At 62.9% G+C, this 14,592-nt stretch carries 12 protein-coding genes and 1 pseudogene; 10 read left to right on the top strand and 3 right to left on the bottom strand.

Annotated features, from left to right (window positions below; translation table 11 throughout):
* Nucleotides 1-101 precede the first annotated feature (101 nt).
* The 4 genes from apbC (at nucleotide 102) to LAD35_RS04375 (ending at nucleotide 4,873) form a co-directional block, all read left to right on the top strand.
* On the top strand, nucleotides 102-1,193 hold the full coding sequence (gene apbC / locus LAD35_RS04360) for an iron-sulfur cluster carrier protein ApbC (protein ID WP_224151491.1): 1,092 nt from the start codon (nucleotides 102-104) through the stop codon (nucleotides 1,191-1,193).
* Complete coding sequence (locus LAD35_RS04365) at nucleotides 1,193-2,131, top strand: LysR family transcriptional regulator (protein WP_224151492.1); 939 nt, start codon at nucleotides 1,193-1,195, stop codon at nucleotides 2,129-2,131. The genes apbC and LAD35_RS04365 overlap by 1 nt, the downstream gene beginning before the upstream one ends.
* 152 nt (nucleotides 2,132-2,283) lie before the next feature.
* Entirely contained in the window at nucleotides 2,284-4,599 is a 2,316-nt protein-coding gene (locus tag LAD35_RS04370) for an FdhF/YdeP family oxidoreductase (RefSeq protein WP_224151493.1), read from the top strand.
* Nucleotides 4,586-4,873, top strand: a complete 288-nt coding sequence (locus LAD35_RS04375; RefSeq protein ID WP_224151494.1) for a hypothetical protein — start codon at nucleotides 4,586-4,588, stop codon at nucleotides 4,871-4,873. The genes LAD35_RS04370 and LAD35_RS04375 overlap by 14 nt, the downstream gene beginning before the upstream one ends.
* On the opposite strand, the gene LAD35_RS04380 is transcribed toward LAD35_RS04375, so the two are convergent.
* A complete protein-coding gene (locus tag LAD35_RS04380; protein ID WP_224151495.1) occupies nucleotides 4,874-6,088 on the bottom strand; it encodes a hypothetical protein in 1,215 nt (404 codons plus the stop codon).
* A gap of 391 nt (nucleotides 6,089-6,479) precedes the next feature.
* Between LAD35_RS04380 and LAD35_RS04385 the strand changes: the two genes are divergently transcribed.
* From LAD35_RS04385 to LAD35_RS04400, 4 genes are all read left to right on the top strand, one after another.
* Complete coding sequence (locus tag LAD35_RS04385) at nucleotides 6,480-8,999, top strand: ABC transporter permease (protein WP_224151496.1); 2,520 nt, start codon at nucleotides 6,480-6,482, stop codon at nucleotides 8,997-8,999.
* A 94-nt stretch (nucleotides 9,000-9,093) separates the two neighbouring features.
* Nucleotides 9,094-9,498, top strand: coding sequence for a group II truncated hemoglobin (locus tag LAD35_RS04390; RefSeq protein WP_224151497.1), 405 nt, complete (start codon nucleotides 9,094-9,096; stop codon nucleotides 9,496-9,498).
* A gap of 182 nt (nucleotides 9,499-9,680) precedes the next feature.
* Nucleotides 9,681-10,274: a LemA family protein gene (locus tag LAD35_RS04395; RefSeq protein WP_224151498.1), complete on the top strand. Its 594-nt coding sequence runs from the start codon at nucleotides 9,681-9,683 to the stop codon at nucleotides 10,272-10,274.
* A 60-nt stretch (nucleotides 10,275-10,334) separates the two neighbouring features.
* A complete protein-coding gene (locus tag LAD35_RS04400; protein WP_224151499.1) occupies nucleotides 10,335-11,450 on the top strand; it encodes a M48 family metalloprotease in 1,116 nt (371 codons plus the stop codon).
* Between the two features lie 163 nt (nucleotides 11,451-11,613).
* On the opposite strand, the pseudogene LAD35_RS04405 reads toward LAD35_RS04400, so the two are convergent.
* A pseudogene (locus LAD35_RS04405) lies at nucleotides 11,614-12,276 on the bottom strand (Smr/MutS family protein); the annotation flags it as partial.
* A complete protein-coding gene (gene radC, locus LAD35_RS04410; protein WP_224152579.1) occupies nucleotides 12,273-12,971 on the bottom strand; it encodes a RadC family protein in 699 nt (232 codons plus the stop codon). The gene radC and the pseudogene LAD35_RS04405, both read right to left, overlap by 4 nt.
* 68 nt (nucleotides 12,972-13,039) lie before the next feature.
* On the opposite strand from radC, the gene LAD35_RS04415 reads away from it, so the two are divergent.
* Both LAD35_RS04415 and ispH read left to right on the top strand, forming a co-directional pair.
* Complete coding sequence (locus tag LAD35_RS04415) at nucleotides 13,040-13,525, top strand: FKBP-type peptidyl-prolyl cis-trans isomerase (RefSeq protein ID WP_224151500.1); 486 nt, start codon at nucleotides 13,040-13,042, stop codon at nucleotides 13,523-13,525.
* Between the two features lie 2 nt (nucleotides 13,526-13,527).
* Complete coding sequence (gene ispH / locus LAD35_RS04420) at nucleotides 13,528-14,511, top strand: 4-hydroxy-3-methylbut-2-enyl diphosphate reductase (protein ID WP_224151501.1); 984 nt, start codon at nucleotides 13,528-13,530, stop codon at nucleotides 14,509-14,511.
* The last annotated feature ends 81 nt before the right edge of the window (nucleotides 14,512-14,592 follow it).

A 14,592-nucleotide genomic window follows, 5' to 3' on the forward strand; every position in this document is an offset into this window, starting at 1 on the left:
GCTCTTTCCATTCACAGACAGTGGTTTTCCGCACGGGCGGGCGAGGCTGTGATTGTCGCTGCTTAGCTATACTGATTGCTGTTTCAGGAATAGAAATTACGATGGCAGTTACACAACAGGCGCTGCTGGCCGCTTTGGCCAGTGTGCAGGATCCGCAAACAGGCAAGGATTTGGTGGCCACGCGCGCTGTGCGCAATGTGCAGATTGAGGGCGGCGATGTGGCTTTTGATGTGGAATTGGGCTATCCCGCGCAAACCCTGTTTGCCGGTCTGCGCACCCGGCTGATTGCCGCTGCCCGGTCCGTGGAAGGTGTCGAGAACGTCTCCGTCTCGATCTCCAGCAAGGTGGTGGCGCATGCTGCGCAGCGTGGCGTGCCGCTGCTGCCCGGGGTCAAAAACATCATCGCAGTCGCATCGGGCAAGGGTGGCGTGGGCAAAAGCACCACCACCGCCAACCTGGCGTTGGCGCTCGCAGCCGAAGGCGCGCGGGTGGGCGTTCTCGATGCCGACATCTACGGCCCCAGCCAGACAATGATGCTGGGCGTATCGGGCAAGCCCGAGAGCACCGATGGCAAGACCATGGAGCCCAAGCTGAACCACGGCGTGCAGGTCATGTCGATCGGCCTGCTGGTGGACCAGGACCAGGCCATGATCTGGCGCGGCCCAATGGCTGTGCAGGCGCTGGAGCAGATGCTGCGCCAGACCAACTGGAACGATCTGGACTATCTGCTGATCGATCTGCCACCCGGTACCGGCGATATCCAGCTGACCCTGAGCCAGCGTGTGCCGGTGACGGGCGCCGTCATCGTCACCACGCCGCAGGACATTGCCTTGCTCGATGCGAAGAAGGGCATCAAGATGTTCGAGAAGGTGGGCGTGCCCATTCTCGGCGTGATCGAGAACATGGCCATGCATGTCTGCAGCCATTGCGGCCATGTGGAACATATTTTTGGCGCCGATGGCGGCAAAAATATGGCGGCAGACTTCCAGCTCGATTACCTGGGCGCACTGCCGCTGTCGCTGCAGATCCGCGAGCAGGCTGACAGCGGAACGCCGACCGTGGTGGCGGCGCCCACCAGTGAGGCAGCCGGCATCTACCGCCAGGTGGCACGCAGCATTGCCGTCAAGATTGCGCAACAGGCCAAGGACTTTTCCAGCAAGTTCCCCACCATCACCGTCAGCAGCAATACCTGATGAACCTTCTGGCGGCCATGCGCTATCTGGCTGCGCTCAACGCGCATGGCCATTTTGCGCGGGCGGCCGAGGCCTGCCACATCACGCAGCCCGCGCTGTCCAACGCGCTGCGTGCGCTGGAGCAGGAGTTTGGTGTGGCGATCGTCCGCCGTGGTCGTGTCTTTGCCGGGCTGACGCCCCAAGGCGAGCAGGTGTTGCAGACCGGGCTCGATATGCTACAAAAAGAAGAGCTGCTGCGGCAGTCCTTGAGTGCGCAGGCGGGGCACTTGCAAGGCCTCCTGCGCATGGCAGCGGTACCCACTGCAATGCCCATGCTGGTGCGCTTTGCCACCATGCTGCGCAGCCAGCACCCGGGCGTGTTGCCGGTGCTGCATTCGATGAGTTCGCCAGATATCGAGCGAGGGCTGGAAGCGCTGAGCCTGGATCTGGCGCTGGGCTACAGCGACCGCATCAGCAGCCCGCGTACCCAGTGCCTGCCGCAATACCAGGAGCACTATTACCTGCTGCGCAGGCTGGATGGCGATCAGGTTGGCCTGCACTGGGATGAGTCCATGCCCTGGGCGCAGGCAGGCCAGCAGGCGCTGTGCCTGTTGACCCCCGACATGCATAACCGGCAGATCGTGCAGCGCGCATTTGCCACCGTGGGTGTGCAGCCGCACCCGGTACTGGAGACCAATTCTGTGCAGGCGCTGCTGCAGGCGGTGCTGGAAGGCGGGCTGGCCAGCATTGTGCCGGGAGCCGTACTGGCCACGGTGCGCCACATGCCTGGTGTGCATGCTGCACCGCTGGTAGAGCCCGTGGTGCACAGCGAGGTCGCTTTCATCTACCAGCAGGCCCAGGTGGCGATGCCTGCTTTGCAGGCCGCGCTGGCGCTGATGGCACTGCCAGCCTGGCACACGCTGTGCCAGCACCATGCGGGCGCATTGCAACATTCTTGAGGAAATCGGCCGCAGGTGCTTATCCATAAAGCGCTGGTAGCTCACATTTTTATATTGAATGTCGGCATTGCAATAAAAAATTTGACCGTGGTCAAGCCTGCGGCTGAAATGCGAGCATTCATTTGCCGATCTCGTTCGGCGGGATGTCTGCCATGCATGAACAGAAAATTGCCTTCTACCCGGGCCCCGCAGGGGGGTGGGGCGCTCTCAACAGCGTAAAAAATGCGCTGCTGCACCAGAACATTGCGCTCAAGGGAGCCAAGACCCTGCTGTCTGCCAACCAGCCCGACGGTTTTGACTGCCCGGGTTGTGCATGGCCCGACCGCAACCATGCATCGACATTCGAGTTCTGCGAGAACGGCGTCAAGGCCGTGGCGGCAGAAGCCACCGCCCGCCGTGCAGGCCCCGAGCTTTTTGACCGGTATACCGTGCAGGAACTGGCCGCGCACAGCGATTACTGGCTCGAAGACCAGGGCCGCCTCACGCATCCGATGGTGTATGACGCGGCAAGCGACAAATACCGGCCGATTGCCTGGGACGATGCCTTTGCCATTATTGCCCGGCACCTGAACGCGCTGCCGGATCCGAACCAGGCGATCTTCTACACATCGGGCCGGGCCAGCAACGAGGCGGCGTTTCTGTACCAGTTGTTTGTGCGCCAATACGGCACCAACAACTTTCCTGATTGCTCCAACATGTGCCATGAGCCCAGCGGCACGGCGATGCGCGAGCAGATCGGGGTTGGCAAGGGAACGGTTGAGCTGGCTGATTTTGAGAAAGCGGACGCCATCTTCATCTTTGGCCAGAACCCTGGCACCAACCACCCGCGCATGCTGGGCGAGTTGCGCGCGGCGCACAAGCGCGGTGCACGCATCGTCAGCTTCAACCCGCTGCGTGAGCGCGGGCTGGAGCGTTTTGCCGATCCACAGGACAAGCTGGAGATGGCAACACTGGGCTCCACGCCCATCAGCACGCATTATTTTCAGCTGCGCATCGGTGGCGATCTGGCGGCGGTCACCGGCATGGTCAAGCATGTGCTGGAGCAAGAGGCGACTGCGCGCGCAAGTGGCCGAGATGGTGTGCTGGACCATGCCTTCATTGCCGAACACACCACGGGCCTGGAAGCGCTGGCCGGCAGTGTGCAGGGCGCAAGCTGGGCAGAGCTGGAAGCGATGGCGGGCCTGACCGAAGCGCAGATGCGCGCTGCTGCAGACGTGTACCTTGGGGCGCCTGGCGTCATTGCCTGCTGGGGCATGGGCATTACCCAGCACGCGCATTCGGTGGCCACCATCCAGATGATCACCAACCTGCTGCTGTTGCGCGGCCACATCGGCCGGCCTGGCGCGGGGCCCTGTCCCGTGCGGGGCCACAGCAATGTGCAGGGCGACCGAACCATGGGCATCTGGGAAAAGCCGTCTGCCGATCTGCTGAACCGGCTGCACGATGTCTACGGGTTCGAGCCGCCGCGTGCGCACGGCGTCGATGCGGTGGAAGCCATTTCCCATATGCGAGATGGCAAAGGCAAGGTGTTTTTTGCGCTGGGTGGTAACTTTGCGGCCGCGACGCCCGACACGGTTGCCACCTGGCAGGCGCTGCAGCGCTGCGATCTGACGGTGCATGTCACCACCAAGCTCAACCGCAGCCATGTGGTGCACGGGAGAGCGGCGCTGATCCTGCCATGCCTAGGGCGCACCGAAATCGATCTGCAAAACGGCGAGGCGCAGGGCGTGACGGTGGAAGACTCGATGAGCATGGTGCACATCTCGAAGGGCATCAACCCGCCAGCGTCCGAACACCTGCTTTCCGAGCCTGCGATCATCGCCCGCCTGGCACATGCCACCCTGGGCGCGCGCAGCCACGTGGACTGGCTGGCGCTGGCGCAGGATTACTCCCTGATCCGCGACGAGATCGAAAAGGCTTTTCCGGATTTTGCCGGCTTCAACCAGCGCGTGGCGGTGCCCGGAGGTTTCCGCCTGCGCAATACGGCCAGCGAGCGGGTATGGGCCACAGCCTCGGGCAAGGCGGCCTTCCAGGCGCATGCCTTGCCCCGCAATACCCCGCTGCAGCGTGCCCGCGAGCGCTCACCGGGGCAGCGCGTTTTCACCTTGCAGAGCACGCGCTCGCACGACCAGTACAACACCACGGTCTATGGCATGGATGACCGCTACCGTGGCGTGTTCGGCCAGCGCCGCGTGCTGTTCATCCATGCAGAAGACATCCGCGAGCTGGGCATGCGTGACGGCGACTGGGTCAATATCCGCACCGTGTGGGACGACGGCGTGGAGCGCCGGGCCGACGGGTTCAGGCTGGTGGCCTACGATACGCCGCGCGGCAACCTGGCGGCCTACTACCCGGAGACGAATCCGCTGGTGCCCTTGACGGCGGTGGCAGAGCGTGCGGGCACGCCCACTTCCAAGTCGATTCCAGTGGTTCTGGAGCGCGCCGCGATTGCCCATGACGCAGCCTGACGCCTTGCCCCTGGCCGCCCACATCCTGTTGGCCTTGGCCGAGTTGCAGGATGCTCCCGGGGCAGAGGTCTCGCTGCCGCGTCTTGCCAAGCATCTGGGGGTCAGTGCCAGTGTGCTGATGCGGGAGTTGAGCCTGATGGGCGACGTGGCCCTGGGCGCGAATGCCAGTGCCGGGCCGGGTTGGGTGAAGGTGCGGCAGGCCGACAGCCGTTGGCTGGTGAGCCTGGCGCTTTCGGGCAGTGCGCTGGCAGAAGGGTTGCAGCAGGCGGGATAGTCAGGGCCTGTTCAAGGCCAGACGAACGTTGCTGGTCAGTGTGAACGCACTGAATTTTTCATCAAGCAGCCATTGCCTGCCGGGCATCAGCAGAAAGTCTTCGCAGTTGGGCGCATTGCAGCGCTGGCTGTCCACCAGTTCCAGCACCACGGCGTCTTCCGTAGCCTTGTCGGTGGAGCGGCCATTGACCCGTACCGCAGCCACACGACCTTGCTCATCCCATTCCGAGATGGCCCCGCGCAGCAGCACGCGCGACCAGTCGCCACGCGTGCGTCTGGCCGGTTGCACCACGGCTTCAGTGGCAGTGCGAGCGGCCGCCATGCGCACAGCCACCAGAATGATCTGCTTGTCGAAGCGGAAAGGGTTCTTTTCCAAGGCTTCCAGCGACACCAGCTGGCTTGCGCCGGTCTTCCTGGCGAAAGTCTGGATACGGTCTCGATTGGCCTGCAGGTCTTTGGCTTCCTGCTGGTCCTGCTGCAGACGGGCCTGTTGTTGCGAGGCTTCATTGCGATAGCTGGACCATTCGGGAGGCTGCTTGCGCAATTGCTTCGTGGCTTGAACCACGCCGCTGGGAATATTGCCATTGGAATCCGGCGACCAGTCGCTGCCCCGCTGCAGGCTGACACGCAGAAAGCCACCCTTGATGCTGCCTGCAGCGCCATCCGGACACAAGGATTGCCAGTGTGCATAGGCCCGATCCAGCCAGTCCTTGGCGAGCGCATCGTCTGCCAGATTGCCGTTGGCCGATACCTGCAGCCCCAGAGGCAGGCAGGCCGGTGCAGGCAGCTTGCCGTCCACGCGGCTTTCCACCCACAAGCGGCCGGGCTGTGCACCTTTGGGCGCGGGCAGGGGGCCCATGTCGAGCAATACACGGGTGTTGTCCACGCGGCGGGCGCCAACGGTGTTTTTGTTCTCCAGAAACACGCCCTGGTTGAACCGGCCCCTCCAGGTGGTGGGCGGCGCATCAGGCGCGTGGCGAAGCTGCCAACTGGCGGTGCCCTGGCCTTCGGCAACGCCTCCCTTGCAACCGCCTTCGTAATGGTAGAGGTAGTCGCTGGTGCGCATGATGCCCGCAACCACGACTTCGCAACTGCCGCTGCTGACACCTTCGGGCGCGGCGTGCGCAGATGGCACTGCACAGGCGGCGGCCAGACACAGGGCCTTCCATTGTGGCGCGCAAAGCTGACCAAGTCTGGCGGTGCGGGCGGTTCTCATACGTGTTCCTTGCGTGATTGATGGGCCGGGGGCATGCCGTATCCCTTCGCTTCGGTCGATAGGGGCAAGGTAAGCCGGCTCGCACTGTGTGCGTTTTGCAGTTTTTCCAGCATGGAGCGGGCCAGATCCTTGCGCTTGTATGCTTGAGAGACAGGCTGTGTCCATTGCGAAAGCAGTGTATTCGTGGCATGAAAATCGAGACGGCAAGCGTGCCGCATATCGTAACTGGCTCGCGTCCCGGCTCCAAGGCACTGCATTCATCACTCATGCATGGGATTGCAGTTTCCCAAGGGGAGCGCTTTTACCCGTGGGCAAGCAGGTGCGGAGTGATCGTTCATTGTGGATATCCACCGGCTGCTGGGGATTAGCGCGCATCAGTTATGTTTCAGCCATGGGACACAAGATTTTCGGAATCGGATGGCGAAACTTGGTGCGTGACTGGCGCGCGGGTGAGCTGCGTTTGCTGCTGGTTGCCGTTGCATTGGCGGTGGCAGCATTGACTTCGGTCAGTTTTTTTTCGGACCGATTGCAGGCGGGGTTGCAGCGCGACGCCAGCCAGCTGCTGGGGGGCGATGTGGTCATCGTCAGCGACAACCCGACGCCTGCGGCGTTCTCCCAGAAGGTGGAGCAGCTAGGCCTTCAGGGAGTGGCGACGGTGAGCTTTCCCACCATGGGGCGGGCTGCTGACGCGGATGGCGGAGAGACCCGCCTGGTAGGGCTCAAGGCCGTGCAGGATGGTTATCCATTGCGAGGCCGGGTGCGCGTTGCGCAGGCGGTCGATGGGGCCGACGCAACTGCAGAGGGGATTCCCGCGCAAGGCGAGGTCTGGGTGGATGCCAGCCTGCTGGAGGCATTGGGCCTGCGCATGGGTGCATCGCTGTGGCTGGGGGACCAGGCATTCAGGATTGGCCGCATCATCACCATTGAGCCAGACCGGGGCGCCGGGTTTCTGGGATTCGCGCCGCGCGTGATGATGCGCTGGAGTGACCTGCAGGCCACGGGCCTGGTGCAGCCGGCCAGCCGTCTGGTGTATCGCTATGCCGTGGCTGGAGCACCGGAGGCGTCGGCGCAGTTCCTGCAGTGGGCGGAGCAGCAGGTGGCGGCGCCGGACAGCCATGGCGTGCGCGTGGAATCACTGCAAAGCGGCCGCCCGGAGATGGAGCAGACGCTCAACCGCGCGCAGAAATTCCTGAACCTGGTGGCCCTGCTCGCCGCCTTGCTGTCCGCCGTGGCGGTGGCATTGGCAGCACGCACCTTTGCCAATGCGCACCTGGGCAGTGCTGCATTGATGCGGGTGCTGGGCCTTTCGCAGCGGGACATTGCCGGAGCCTACCTGGTGGAGTTCCTGGCGGTCGGGCTGGCAGCCAGCCTGATCGGTGTCGCACTGGGCTTTGCCATGCACTATCTGTTCATCGGCTTGATGGCGGGGCTGTTGGCGGTGGAGTTGCCCGCAGCCAGCGCCTGGCCGATCGGCATCGGCCTGGGCATGGGCATGACCTTGCTGCTGGCCTTCGGCTTGCCGCCGGTATTGCAATTGGCCAGGGTTCCGCCGCTGCGGGTGCTGCGGCGAGAGCTGGGTGCCATGCGGCCGGCGTCGGCCTCGGTGCTGCTGGTGGGGATGGCTGGTTTTGCTGCACTGTTGATGCTGGTGAGCGGCGATTGGGCGCTGGGCGGCATTGCAGTTGGCGGCTTTGCCGCCGCCGTGCTGGTGTTTGCGCTGCTGAGCGCTGCAGCAATTGCCGTGTTGCGCCGCGGTGTGCATGAGGCAACTGCGCCACAGTGGCTGGTGCTGGCGACACGCCAGGTGGCAGCACGGCCCGCATTTGCGGTGGTGCAGATCAGCAGCCTGGCCGTGGGCCTGATGGCACTGGTGCTGCTGGTGCTGCTGCGCACCGACCTGATCCAGACCTGGCGCCAGACCACGCCGCCCGATGCGATGAACCGTTTTGTCATCAACATCATGCCGGACCAGTCCGACGCCTTTCGGGCCGCGCTGGAGCGGGCTGGCATCAGCAAGGTGGATTGGTACCCGATGATTCGTGGCCGGCTCATCCAGATCAACGGCAAGGCCGTGGGACCGCAGGACTATACCGAGGACCGCGCCAAGCGCCTGGTGGACCGGGAGTTCAATATCTCGAACAGCACCGAGCTGCAAGAACACAACCAGGTGGTACAGGGCCGCTGGGTGGCGGGCGACGCCCAGGGCATCAGCGTGGAAGAAGGCATTGCCAAGACCCTGGGCCTCCAGTTGGGCGACCGCCTGCTGTTTGACATGGGCGGCGTGCAGCGCGAAAGCACCATCACCAGCTTGCGCAAGGTGGACTGGGGGTCGATGCGGGCCAATTTCTTCGTCATGTATCCGGTGGGTCACCTCGATGATGTGGCCGTGACCTATCTGGCCGCCTACCGGGCTCCCGATGTGGCGGGCTTTGACAATGCGCTGGTGCGCGAGTTTCCCAACATCACCAACGTCGATCTGCGTGCCACGGTGGCGCAGTTGCAGCGGGTGCTGGACCAGGTCATCCGGGCGGTGGAGTTCCTCTTTGGATTCACGCTGGCTGCGGGTCTGGTGGTGCTGTTTGCGGCAATCACCGCAACGCGGGAAGAGCGAGCGCGGGAGTTCGCCATCATGCGTGCGGTGGGGGCTCGCGCGCAATTGTTGCGCCAGGTGCAGCGTGCCGAGCTGGCTGGCGTGGGCCTGCTGGCGGGCGTCCTGGCCAGTGTGGTGGCCGTGGCCATCGGCTGGGCGCTGGCCCGCTACGTGTTCGACTTTGCCTGGACGCCCCGCTGGTGGGTGCCTCTGGCAGGAGGAGCCTGTGGTGCAGTACTGGCCCTGATGGCTGGCTGGTGGGGGCTGCGTGAGGTGCTGCGCCGACCGGTGGTGGTCACCTTGCGCGAAGCCTCCGAATAGACATTGCGCAGTATCGGATTGATAGCGGCCAGCGTGCATCCATCAAGCGCTGGCGGTATATTTCGCCTCAAACTGACATTGAATTGACCGTGGTATGCAAATTGAAGAAAAGCCCCCTTTTGATACGCCGTTTGAATGGATTGGCGGTGAGTCCCGGGTACGCGCCCTGGTGGATCGCTTTTACGACCTGATGGATCTGGAGCCAGGCTATCGGGAACTGCGGGCTGCCCATGGCAGCAGTCTCGACGATGCGCGTGTCAAGCTGTTCTGGTTTTTATGCGGCTGGCTGGGTGGGCCCGACCACTACATCAGCCGCTTTGGCCATCCGCGCCTGCGGATGCGGCACATGCCGTTTTCCATTGGCATTGCCGAGCGTGACCAGTGGCTGGCATGCATGGACCAGGCCATGGGCGACGTGGGTGTTGACCAAAAACTGCGAACGCGCCTGCAGCAGAGCTTCTTTCAGACAGCAGACTGGATGCGCAACCGGGGTGTTTGACGCCTCGTTTGCATGTTCCAAAGCGTTTGCCTTTTGAATAGGTTCTTGGGGGGCGATGAAGGCATAAATGCAACAAAATGCAGGTAAAACCTGATGTACATCAAGTGCGAATGTTCTTGCTTCGCTCAAGCAAGGCTCCATAATGGCCCCACCAAAAATAGAGAGAGGATGGGTGAGGGAACATGAACACAACCTGGATGGTGGTGGCAGCCGTATTTGCAGTGCTGATCGTGTGGGGCATCGTGGTGTACAACCGATTGATGGAGTTGCGCAACCGCACTGTCAATGCACTGGCGCAGATCGATGTGCAGCTCAAACGCCGGTACGACCTGATTCCCAATCTGGTATCGGTTGCCAAGAAGTATCTTGAACACGAATCGCAGACGCTGGAGGCGGTGATCCGCGCGCGTGGCCAGGCCCAGGCCGCAGCCACCGCGTTGCGCACGGCGCCCGGCAAACCCGAGGTGGCACAGGCCATGGTGGCCGCCGAGGGCGTATTGGGCGGGGCATTGAGCCGCCTGATGGTGGTGAGCGAGAGCTATCCGGAACTGAAGGCCGATGCCACCATGCGTTCTCTCAGCGAAGAACTCAACAGTACGGAAAACCGCATCGGCTACGCGCGCCAGGCTTACAACGACCAGGTGCTGGAGTTCAACAACGCGTCCAAGGCGTTTCCGGCAATTGTGGTTGCGGCTCTCCTGGGCTTTCCCGCGCTGCCCATGCTGCAGTCCACGCAGAATGCACAAGAACGTGAAGCCATACGTGTTCAATTTTGATAGCTGTCGGCGCGCATCAGCTGTGCGCCATGGCCAGAAAAGCTTTCAATTTTTACCGTGATGAAGTTCTGGGATTTCCAGGCCGATGCACGGCGCAGCACCAAAGGCCTCCTCGGGGCCTTTTTGCTATTGGTGCTGGGTATCGTGGTATCGGTGCACCTGGCTCTGGCGCTGGTGTTCTGGATTCCGGCGCTCCTCATGGTGGCAACCACGCCGCTGACGCTGGGGCAGGCTGCAGTCACATACCCCACCGGCTTTCTGGCAACCAATGTGGGATTGGTCACCCTGATGGTTCTGGGTGGCGCCTGGATCAAGCGCGATAACCTCAAGCAGGGTGGCCTGCATCTGGCAAGGCAGTTGGGCGCGCGTGAAGTGCGGCCTGCACTGTCGCATGCGGAGCAGCAATACGCCAATATCGTGCAGGAACTGTGTATTGCCGCCGGTGCCCAGTTACCGCAGGCCATGGTGCTTCCGCGTGACATGTCCCTCAATGCCTTCGCCGCCAGCTGGGAGGCCAGGGATGCGGTCATTGTGGTGTCCATGGGGGCTCTGGAGTATCTGAGCCGGGACGAGTTGAAAGGCGTGGTGGCGCATGAGCTGTCGCACCTGCGCGAAGGGGACACGCGGCTCAACATGGAACTGGCCGGTTATGTGTTTGGCCTGGAGATGCTGTTCAACTATGGCGAGGAATGGTCCGAACGCGGTATGCCTGTTTTTGGCTGGCCGCTGATGGCCGTGGGTTGGCTGGGCTGGTTGGCCGGTCAGGCGCTGAAAGCGGCCGTGTCGCGACAGCGCGAGTATCTGGCCGATGCCCATGCGGTGCAGTGGACGCGCAACCCGGATGGCCTGGGCCGCGCGCTGCGCAAGGCGCTGTGGTTGCAGGACCATGCGCACGAAGCGGCCGCCATGCAAAGCTCGCCAGGCTTGCGCGGCGGCTCCGGCCTGCGGTCGCCACTGGTTGCGCACATGTTGCTGGTGGATGTGGAGGACAGCGATGCGCTGCATGATGCCTGGCACTTGGGTGGCGTGAACTGGCTGGCATCGCACCCCAGCCTGGAAGAGCGCATCGCCCGCATCTACGGGCAGGAGCAGGATGCATTGCCATTGCAGGAGGGTGAGCAGCGCTGGGTGAATCCGTTTGCAGCCGCCTTGCCGCAAGCCCGGCCCGAGGCCTGAGCCGCCGGGTTTAGAGTTTCTTCGGGCTGCGAAATTGAGCGGCCCAGAGTGCAACCTGTTCTGCCACCGGATCGGGTGCTGGCAGCTGTTGCGACGCGTCCGCCAGCTTCTGCATCTGCAACAAGGCATCGGCCGCTGCTGCTGCACCCGTACCGGTTTGCGTGGGCCGCAGCAGTACCACCAGGGCGCCCGCACCTCCTTCTGCAGGACGGGCCTGCACAAAGGCCAGCACTTCATTTTTCTGCACCAGCCAGCTGTGGACGCGACCCTTGAGCACCGGCATGCGTCCTGGCGATCCCAGGCCCTTGCCGTGTACAACGCGCACACAGCGCAAGCCCTGGCGGTGCGACAGACGGATGAAACTGCCCAGCGCCTCGCGCGCTTCGTCGGTTCGCAGACCATGCAGGTCAATCTGGCGCTGGATGCTCCAATGTCCTGCGCGCAGCTTGTGCACCACATCGCGGCCAATGCCTTTGCGGCGAAAGCTCAGCTGTTCGTCGGTATCGAGCAGCGTGCTGGCATCGAATTCGTCGCTCATGGCCTCGATCAGCACACGCTCCTCATCCGCCCAGTGCTGCAGCGGTAGTGGGTCAGGCGGGGCATTGTCCTGAATGACGTGGTTATGGCGTGGCAGGGGGCGTACGGCGCCCACTGCCCTGCGAAAGAGCTCCCGGTCGCGCTCAGCCTGGCGAAGTGACAGTTGACGCGCCTGCTCCTCGGCCTTGCGCTCCGCCGCCTGTTCGCCTGCCAATGCGGCCAGGGCCTTGCGCAGTTGTTTCAAATCCCTGAGAGATGCAGCCGCTGCTGCTTTCTCCTGTTTGCTCACATCTCACCTTCCTCGGCCATGGACAGCGCGGCGCCGGGCGCAACGATGATATGGTCCAGTACATTCACATCCACCAGCGCCAACGCGGCCTTCAGGGTGTGCGTCAGCTGCCGGTCGGCCTGGCTGGATGCCACCTGGCCGCTGGGGTGATTGTGCGCCAAAATCACGGCTGAACAGTGGTGGTGCAGTGCGCGCAGCACCACTTCGCGTGGATAGACGCTGGTCTGGCTCAGCGTGCCCCGAAAGAGTTCTTCCAGCGCAATCAGCTGGTGGTGGCAATCCAGAAACAGCACGGCAAACACTTCGTGCTGCTTGTGGGCCAGATGCAACTGCAGAAACGCTTTGACGGTGGCTGCGCCGTCCAGCACGGTGCGTTGCTGCAGCTGTTGGGCCATGGCGCGGCGTGCCAGCTCCAGCACTGCCATCAGCTCGGCCCGCTTGGCAGGGCCCAGTCCTTTGACTTCGCGCAAATCGGCGTCGCTGGCTTGCAGCAACCCTGACAATCCGCCAAAACTGTTCCTGGACTGGGGAGTACAGGGGGCCAGCAGTTCATCGGCCCATTGAAGAACGCCTTTGCCCGCCATGCCGGTGCGCAGCACGATGGCCAGCAACTCGGCATCCGTCAAGGCATTGGGGCCGCGTGCCAGCAGCTTTTCGCGTGGCAGGCTGTCGGGGGGCAGGTCTTTCATGGGCAGGCGGAGTTGGTTTTGGTGCAGGGTTTCACCCTACAACCTACAATACGAACCAGTTTATAGGGATTTGCATGACTACTCCGATGGCCCCCGTGACGCCGCTGCCTGCCGATGCGCCAGTGGTACAACCCGGATCGTTTCTGACCTTGCACTACCGCCTGGCTGGCCCGGCGGGCGATGTGATCAATACTTTCGAGGGCAAGCCTGCCACTTTGTCGCTGGGTATGGGCGAGCTCTCGCCCGAGGTTGAAAACCTGTTGCTGGGTCTGCCCGAAGGGGCGCACACCACGTTCCATGTGCCTGCCGGTATTGCCTTCGGAGAGCGTAATGCCGACATGGTGCAGTGGGTGGCTCGCAAGCTGCTCAATGAACTGGGCGATCCGATGGAGCAGTACACCCAGGGCGATGTGGTGCAGTTTCCTACGCCCGATGGCAGCGGCACATACGCTGGCGTGGCTCTGCAGGTACGCGATGATGGCGCCGTGCAATTTGACTTCAACCACCCGTTGGCGAGCCAGCCGGTGACGTTTGAGGTCAAGCTGATCGGGGTGCTTTGAGCATGCTGCGACCGCAAGAAATCGTTCTGGCCGAGCCGCGCGGCTTCTGCGCGGGGGTGGACCGGGCCATCGAAATCGTTGAGCGTGCAATCGAAAAATTTGGTGCGCCCATCTATGTGCGCCATGAGATCGTGCACAACACCTACGTGGTGAACGATCTGAAGGCCAAGGGCGCCATCTTCATCGAAGAGCTGGACGATGTGCCACCGGGCGCCACCCTGATCTTCTCTGCCCACGGCGTCAGCAAGGCGGTGCAGCAGGAAGCCGAGCGTCGCGGTTTCAGCATCTTTGACGCGACCTGCCCGCTGGTGACCAAGGTGCATGTCGAAGTTGCCAAGCTTGCCAAGGAGGGCTATGAGTTCATCATGATCGGCCACAAGGGGCATCCCGAGGTCGAAGGCACGATGGGGCAGCTGTCCGAAGGCATTCATCTGGTGGAAGACGTGGCGGATGTGGCCAGGGTCAACCCCGGGCAGACCGAAAAGCTGGCCGTGGTGACGCAGACGACACTGAGCGTGGACGACGCTGCCGAGATCACTGCTGCCGTCAAGGCGCGCTTCCCGCAGATCCGCGAGCCCAAGCAGCAGGACATCTGCTATGCAACGCAGAACCGGCAGGATGCCATCAAGGTGATGAGCCAGCAGGTCGATCTGGTGATCGTGGTGGGCAGTCCCACCAGTTCCAACAGCAACCGCCTGCGGGAGCTGGCCGTCAAGCTCGGAACACCCGGCTACATGGTGGATAACGCCGATGAGTTGAAGCCGGAATGGTTTGACGGCGTTGCCCGCGTGGGCCTCACTGCCGGTGCTTCGGCGCCCGAAGTGCTGGTGGGGCAGGTGATCGACCGGATCAAGGAACTGGGCGCCGTCAGCGTGCGCAAGATGGATGGTATCCAGGAGACCGTCAAGTTTCCGCTTCCCAAGGGCTTGAAAATCGATGTGGGTGGGCTCGAAATCTCCGCCCGATCCCCGGAGACGGGGCACTAAATACTATCAAATTCGTAGCTGCCAGCGCTCTTTGACAGGGCGATAGCGGCCAAAAAACTAAAAGAATTCCCGGTCAAAGGC

The organism is Comamonas odontotermitis (genome assembly GCF_020080045.1).
In the GTDB taxonomy this organism is placed as follows: domain Bacteria; phylum Pseudomonadota; class Gammaproteobacteria; order Burkholderiales; family Burkholderiaceae_C; genus Comamonas; species Comamonas odontotermitis.

Excerpts from the sequence above, each read along its gene's own strand:
- LAD35_RS04375 (WP_224151494.1), top strand. The coding sequence starts at position 4,586 with ATGACGCAGCCTGACGCCTTGCCCCTGGCCGCCCACATCCTGTTGGCC.
- LAD35_RS04390 (WP_224151497.1), top strand. The coding sequence starts at position 9,094 with ATGCAAATTGAAGAAAAGCCCCCTTTTGATACGCCGTTTGAATGGATT.
- LAD35_RS04370 (WP_224151493.1), top strand. The coding sequence starts at position 2,284 with ATGCATGAACAGAAAATTGCCTTCTACCCGGGCCCCGCAGGGGGGTGG.
- apbC (WP_224151491.1), top strand. The coding sequence starts at position 102 with ATGGCAGTTACACAACAGGCGCTGCTGGCCGCTTTGGCCAGTGTGCAG.
- LAD35_RS04385 (WP_224151496.1), top strand. The coding sequence starts at position 6,480 with ATGGGACACAAGATTTTCGGAATCGGATGGCGAAACTTGGTGCGTGAC.
- LAD35_RS04415 (WP_224151500.1), top strand. The coding sequence starts at position 13,040 with ATGACTACTCCGATGGCCCCCGTGACGCCGCTGCCTGCCGATGCGCCA.
- ispH (WP_224151501.1), top strand. The coding sequence starts at position 13,528 with ATGCTGCGACCGCAAGAAATCGTTCTGGCCGAGCCGCGCGGCTTCTGC.
- LAD35_RS04365 (WP_224151492.1), top strand. The coding sequence starts at position 1,193 with ATGAACCTTCTGGCGGCCATGCGCTATCTGGCTGCGCTCAACGCGCAT.
- LAD35_RS04380 (WP_224151495.1), bottom strand. The coding sequence starts at position 6,088 with ATGAGAACCGCCCGCACCGCCAGACTTGGTCAGCTTTGCGCGCCACAA.
- LAD35_RS04395 (WP_224151498.1), top strand. The coding sequence starts at position 9,681 with ATGAACACAACCTGGATGGTGGTGGCAGCCGTATTTGCAGTGCTGATC.
- LAD35_RS04400 (WP_224151499.1), top strand. The coding sequence starts at position 10,335 with ATGAAGTTCTGGGATTTCCAGGCCGATGCACGGCGCAGCACCAAAGGC.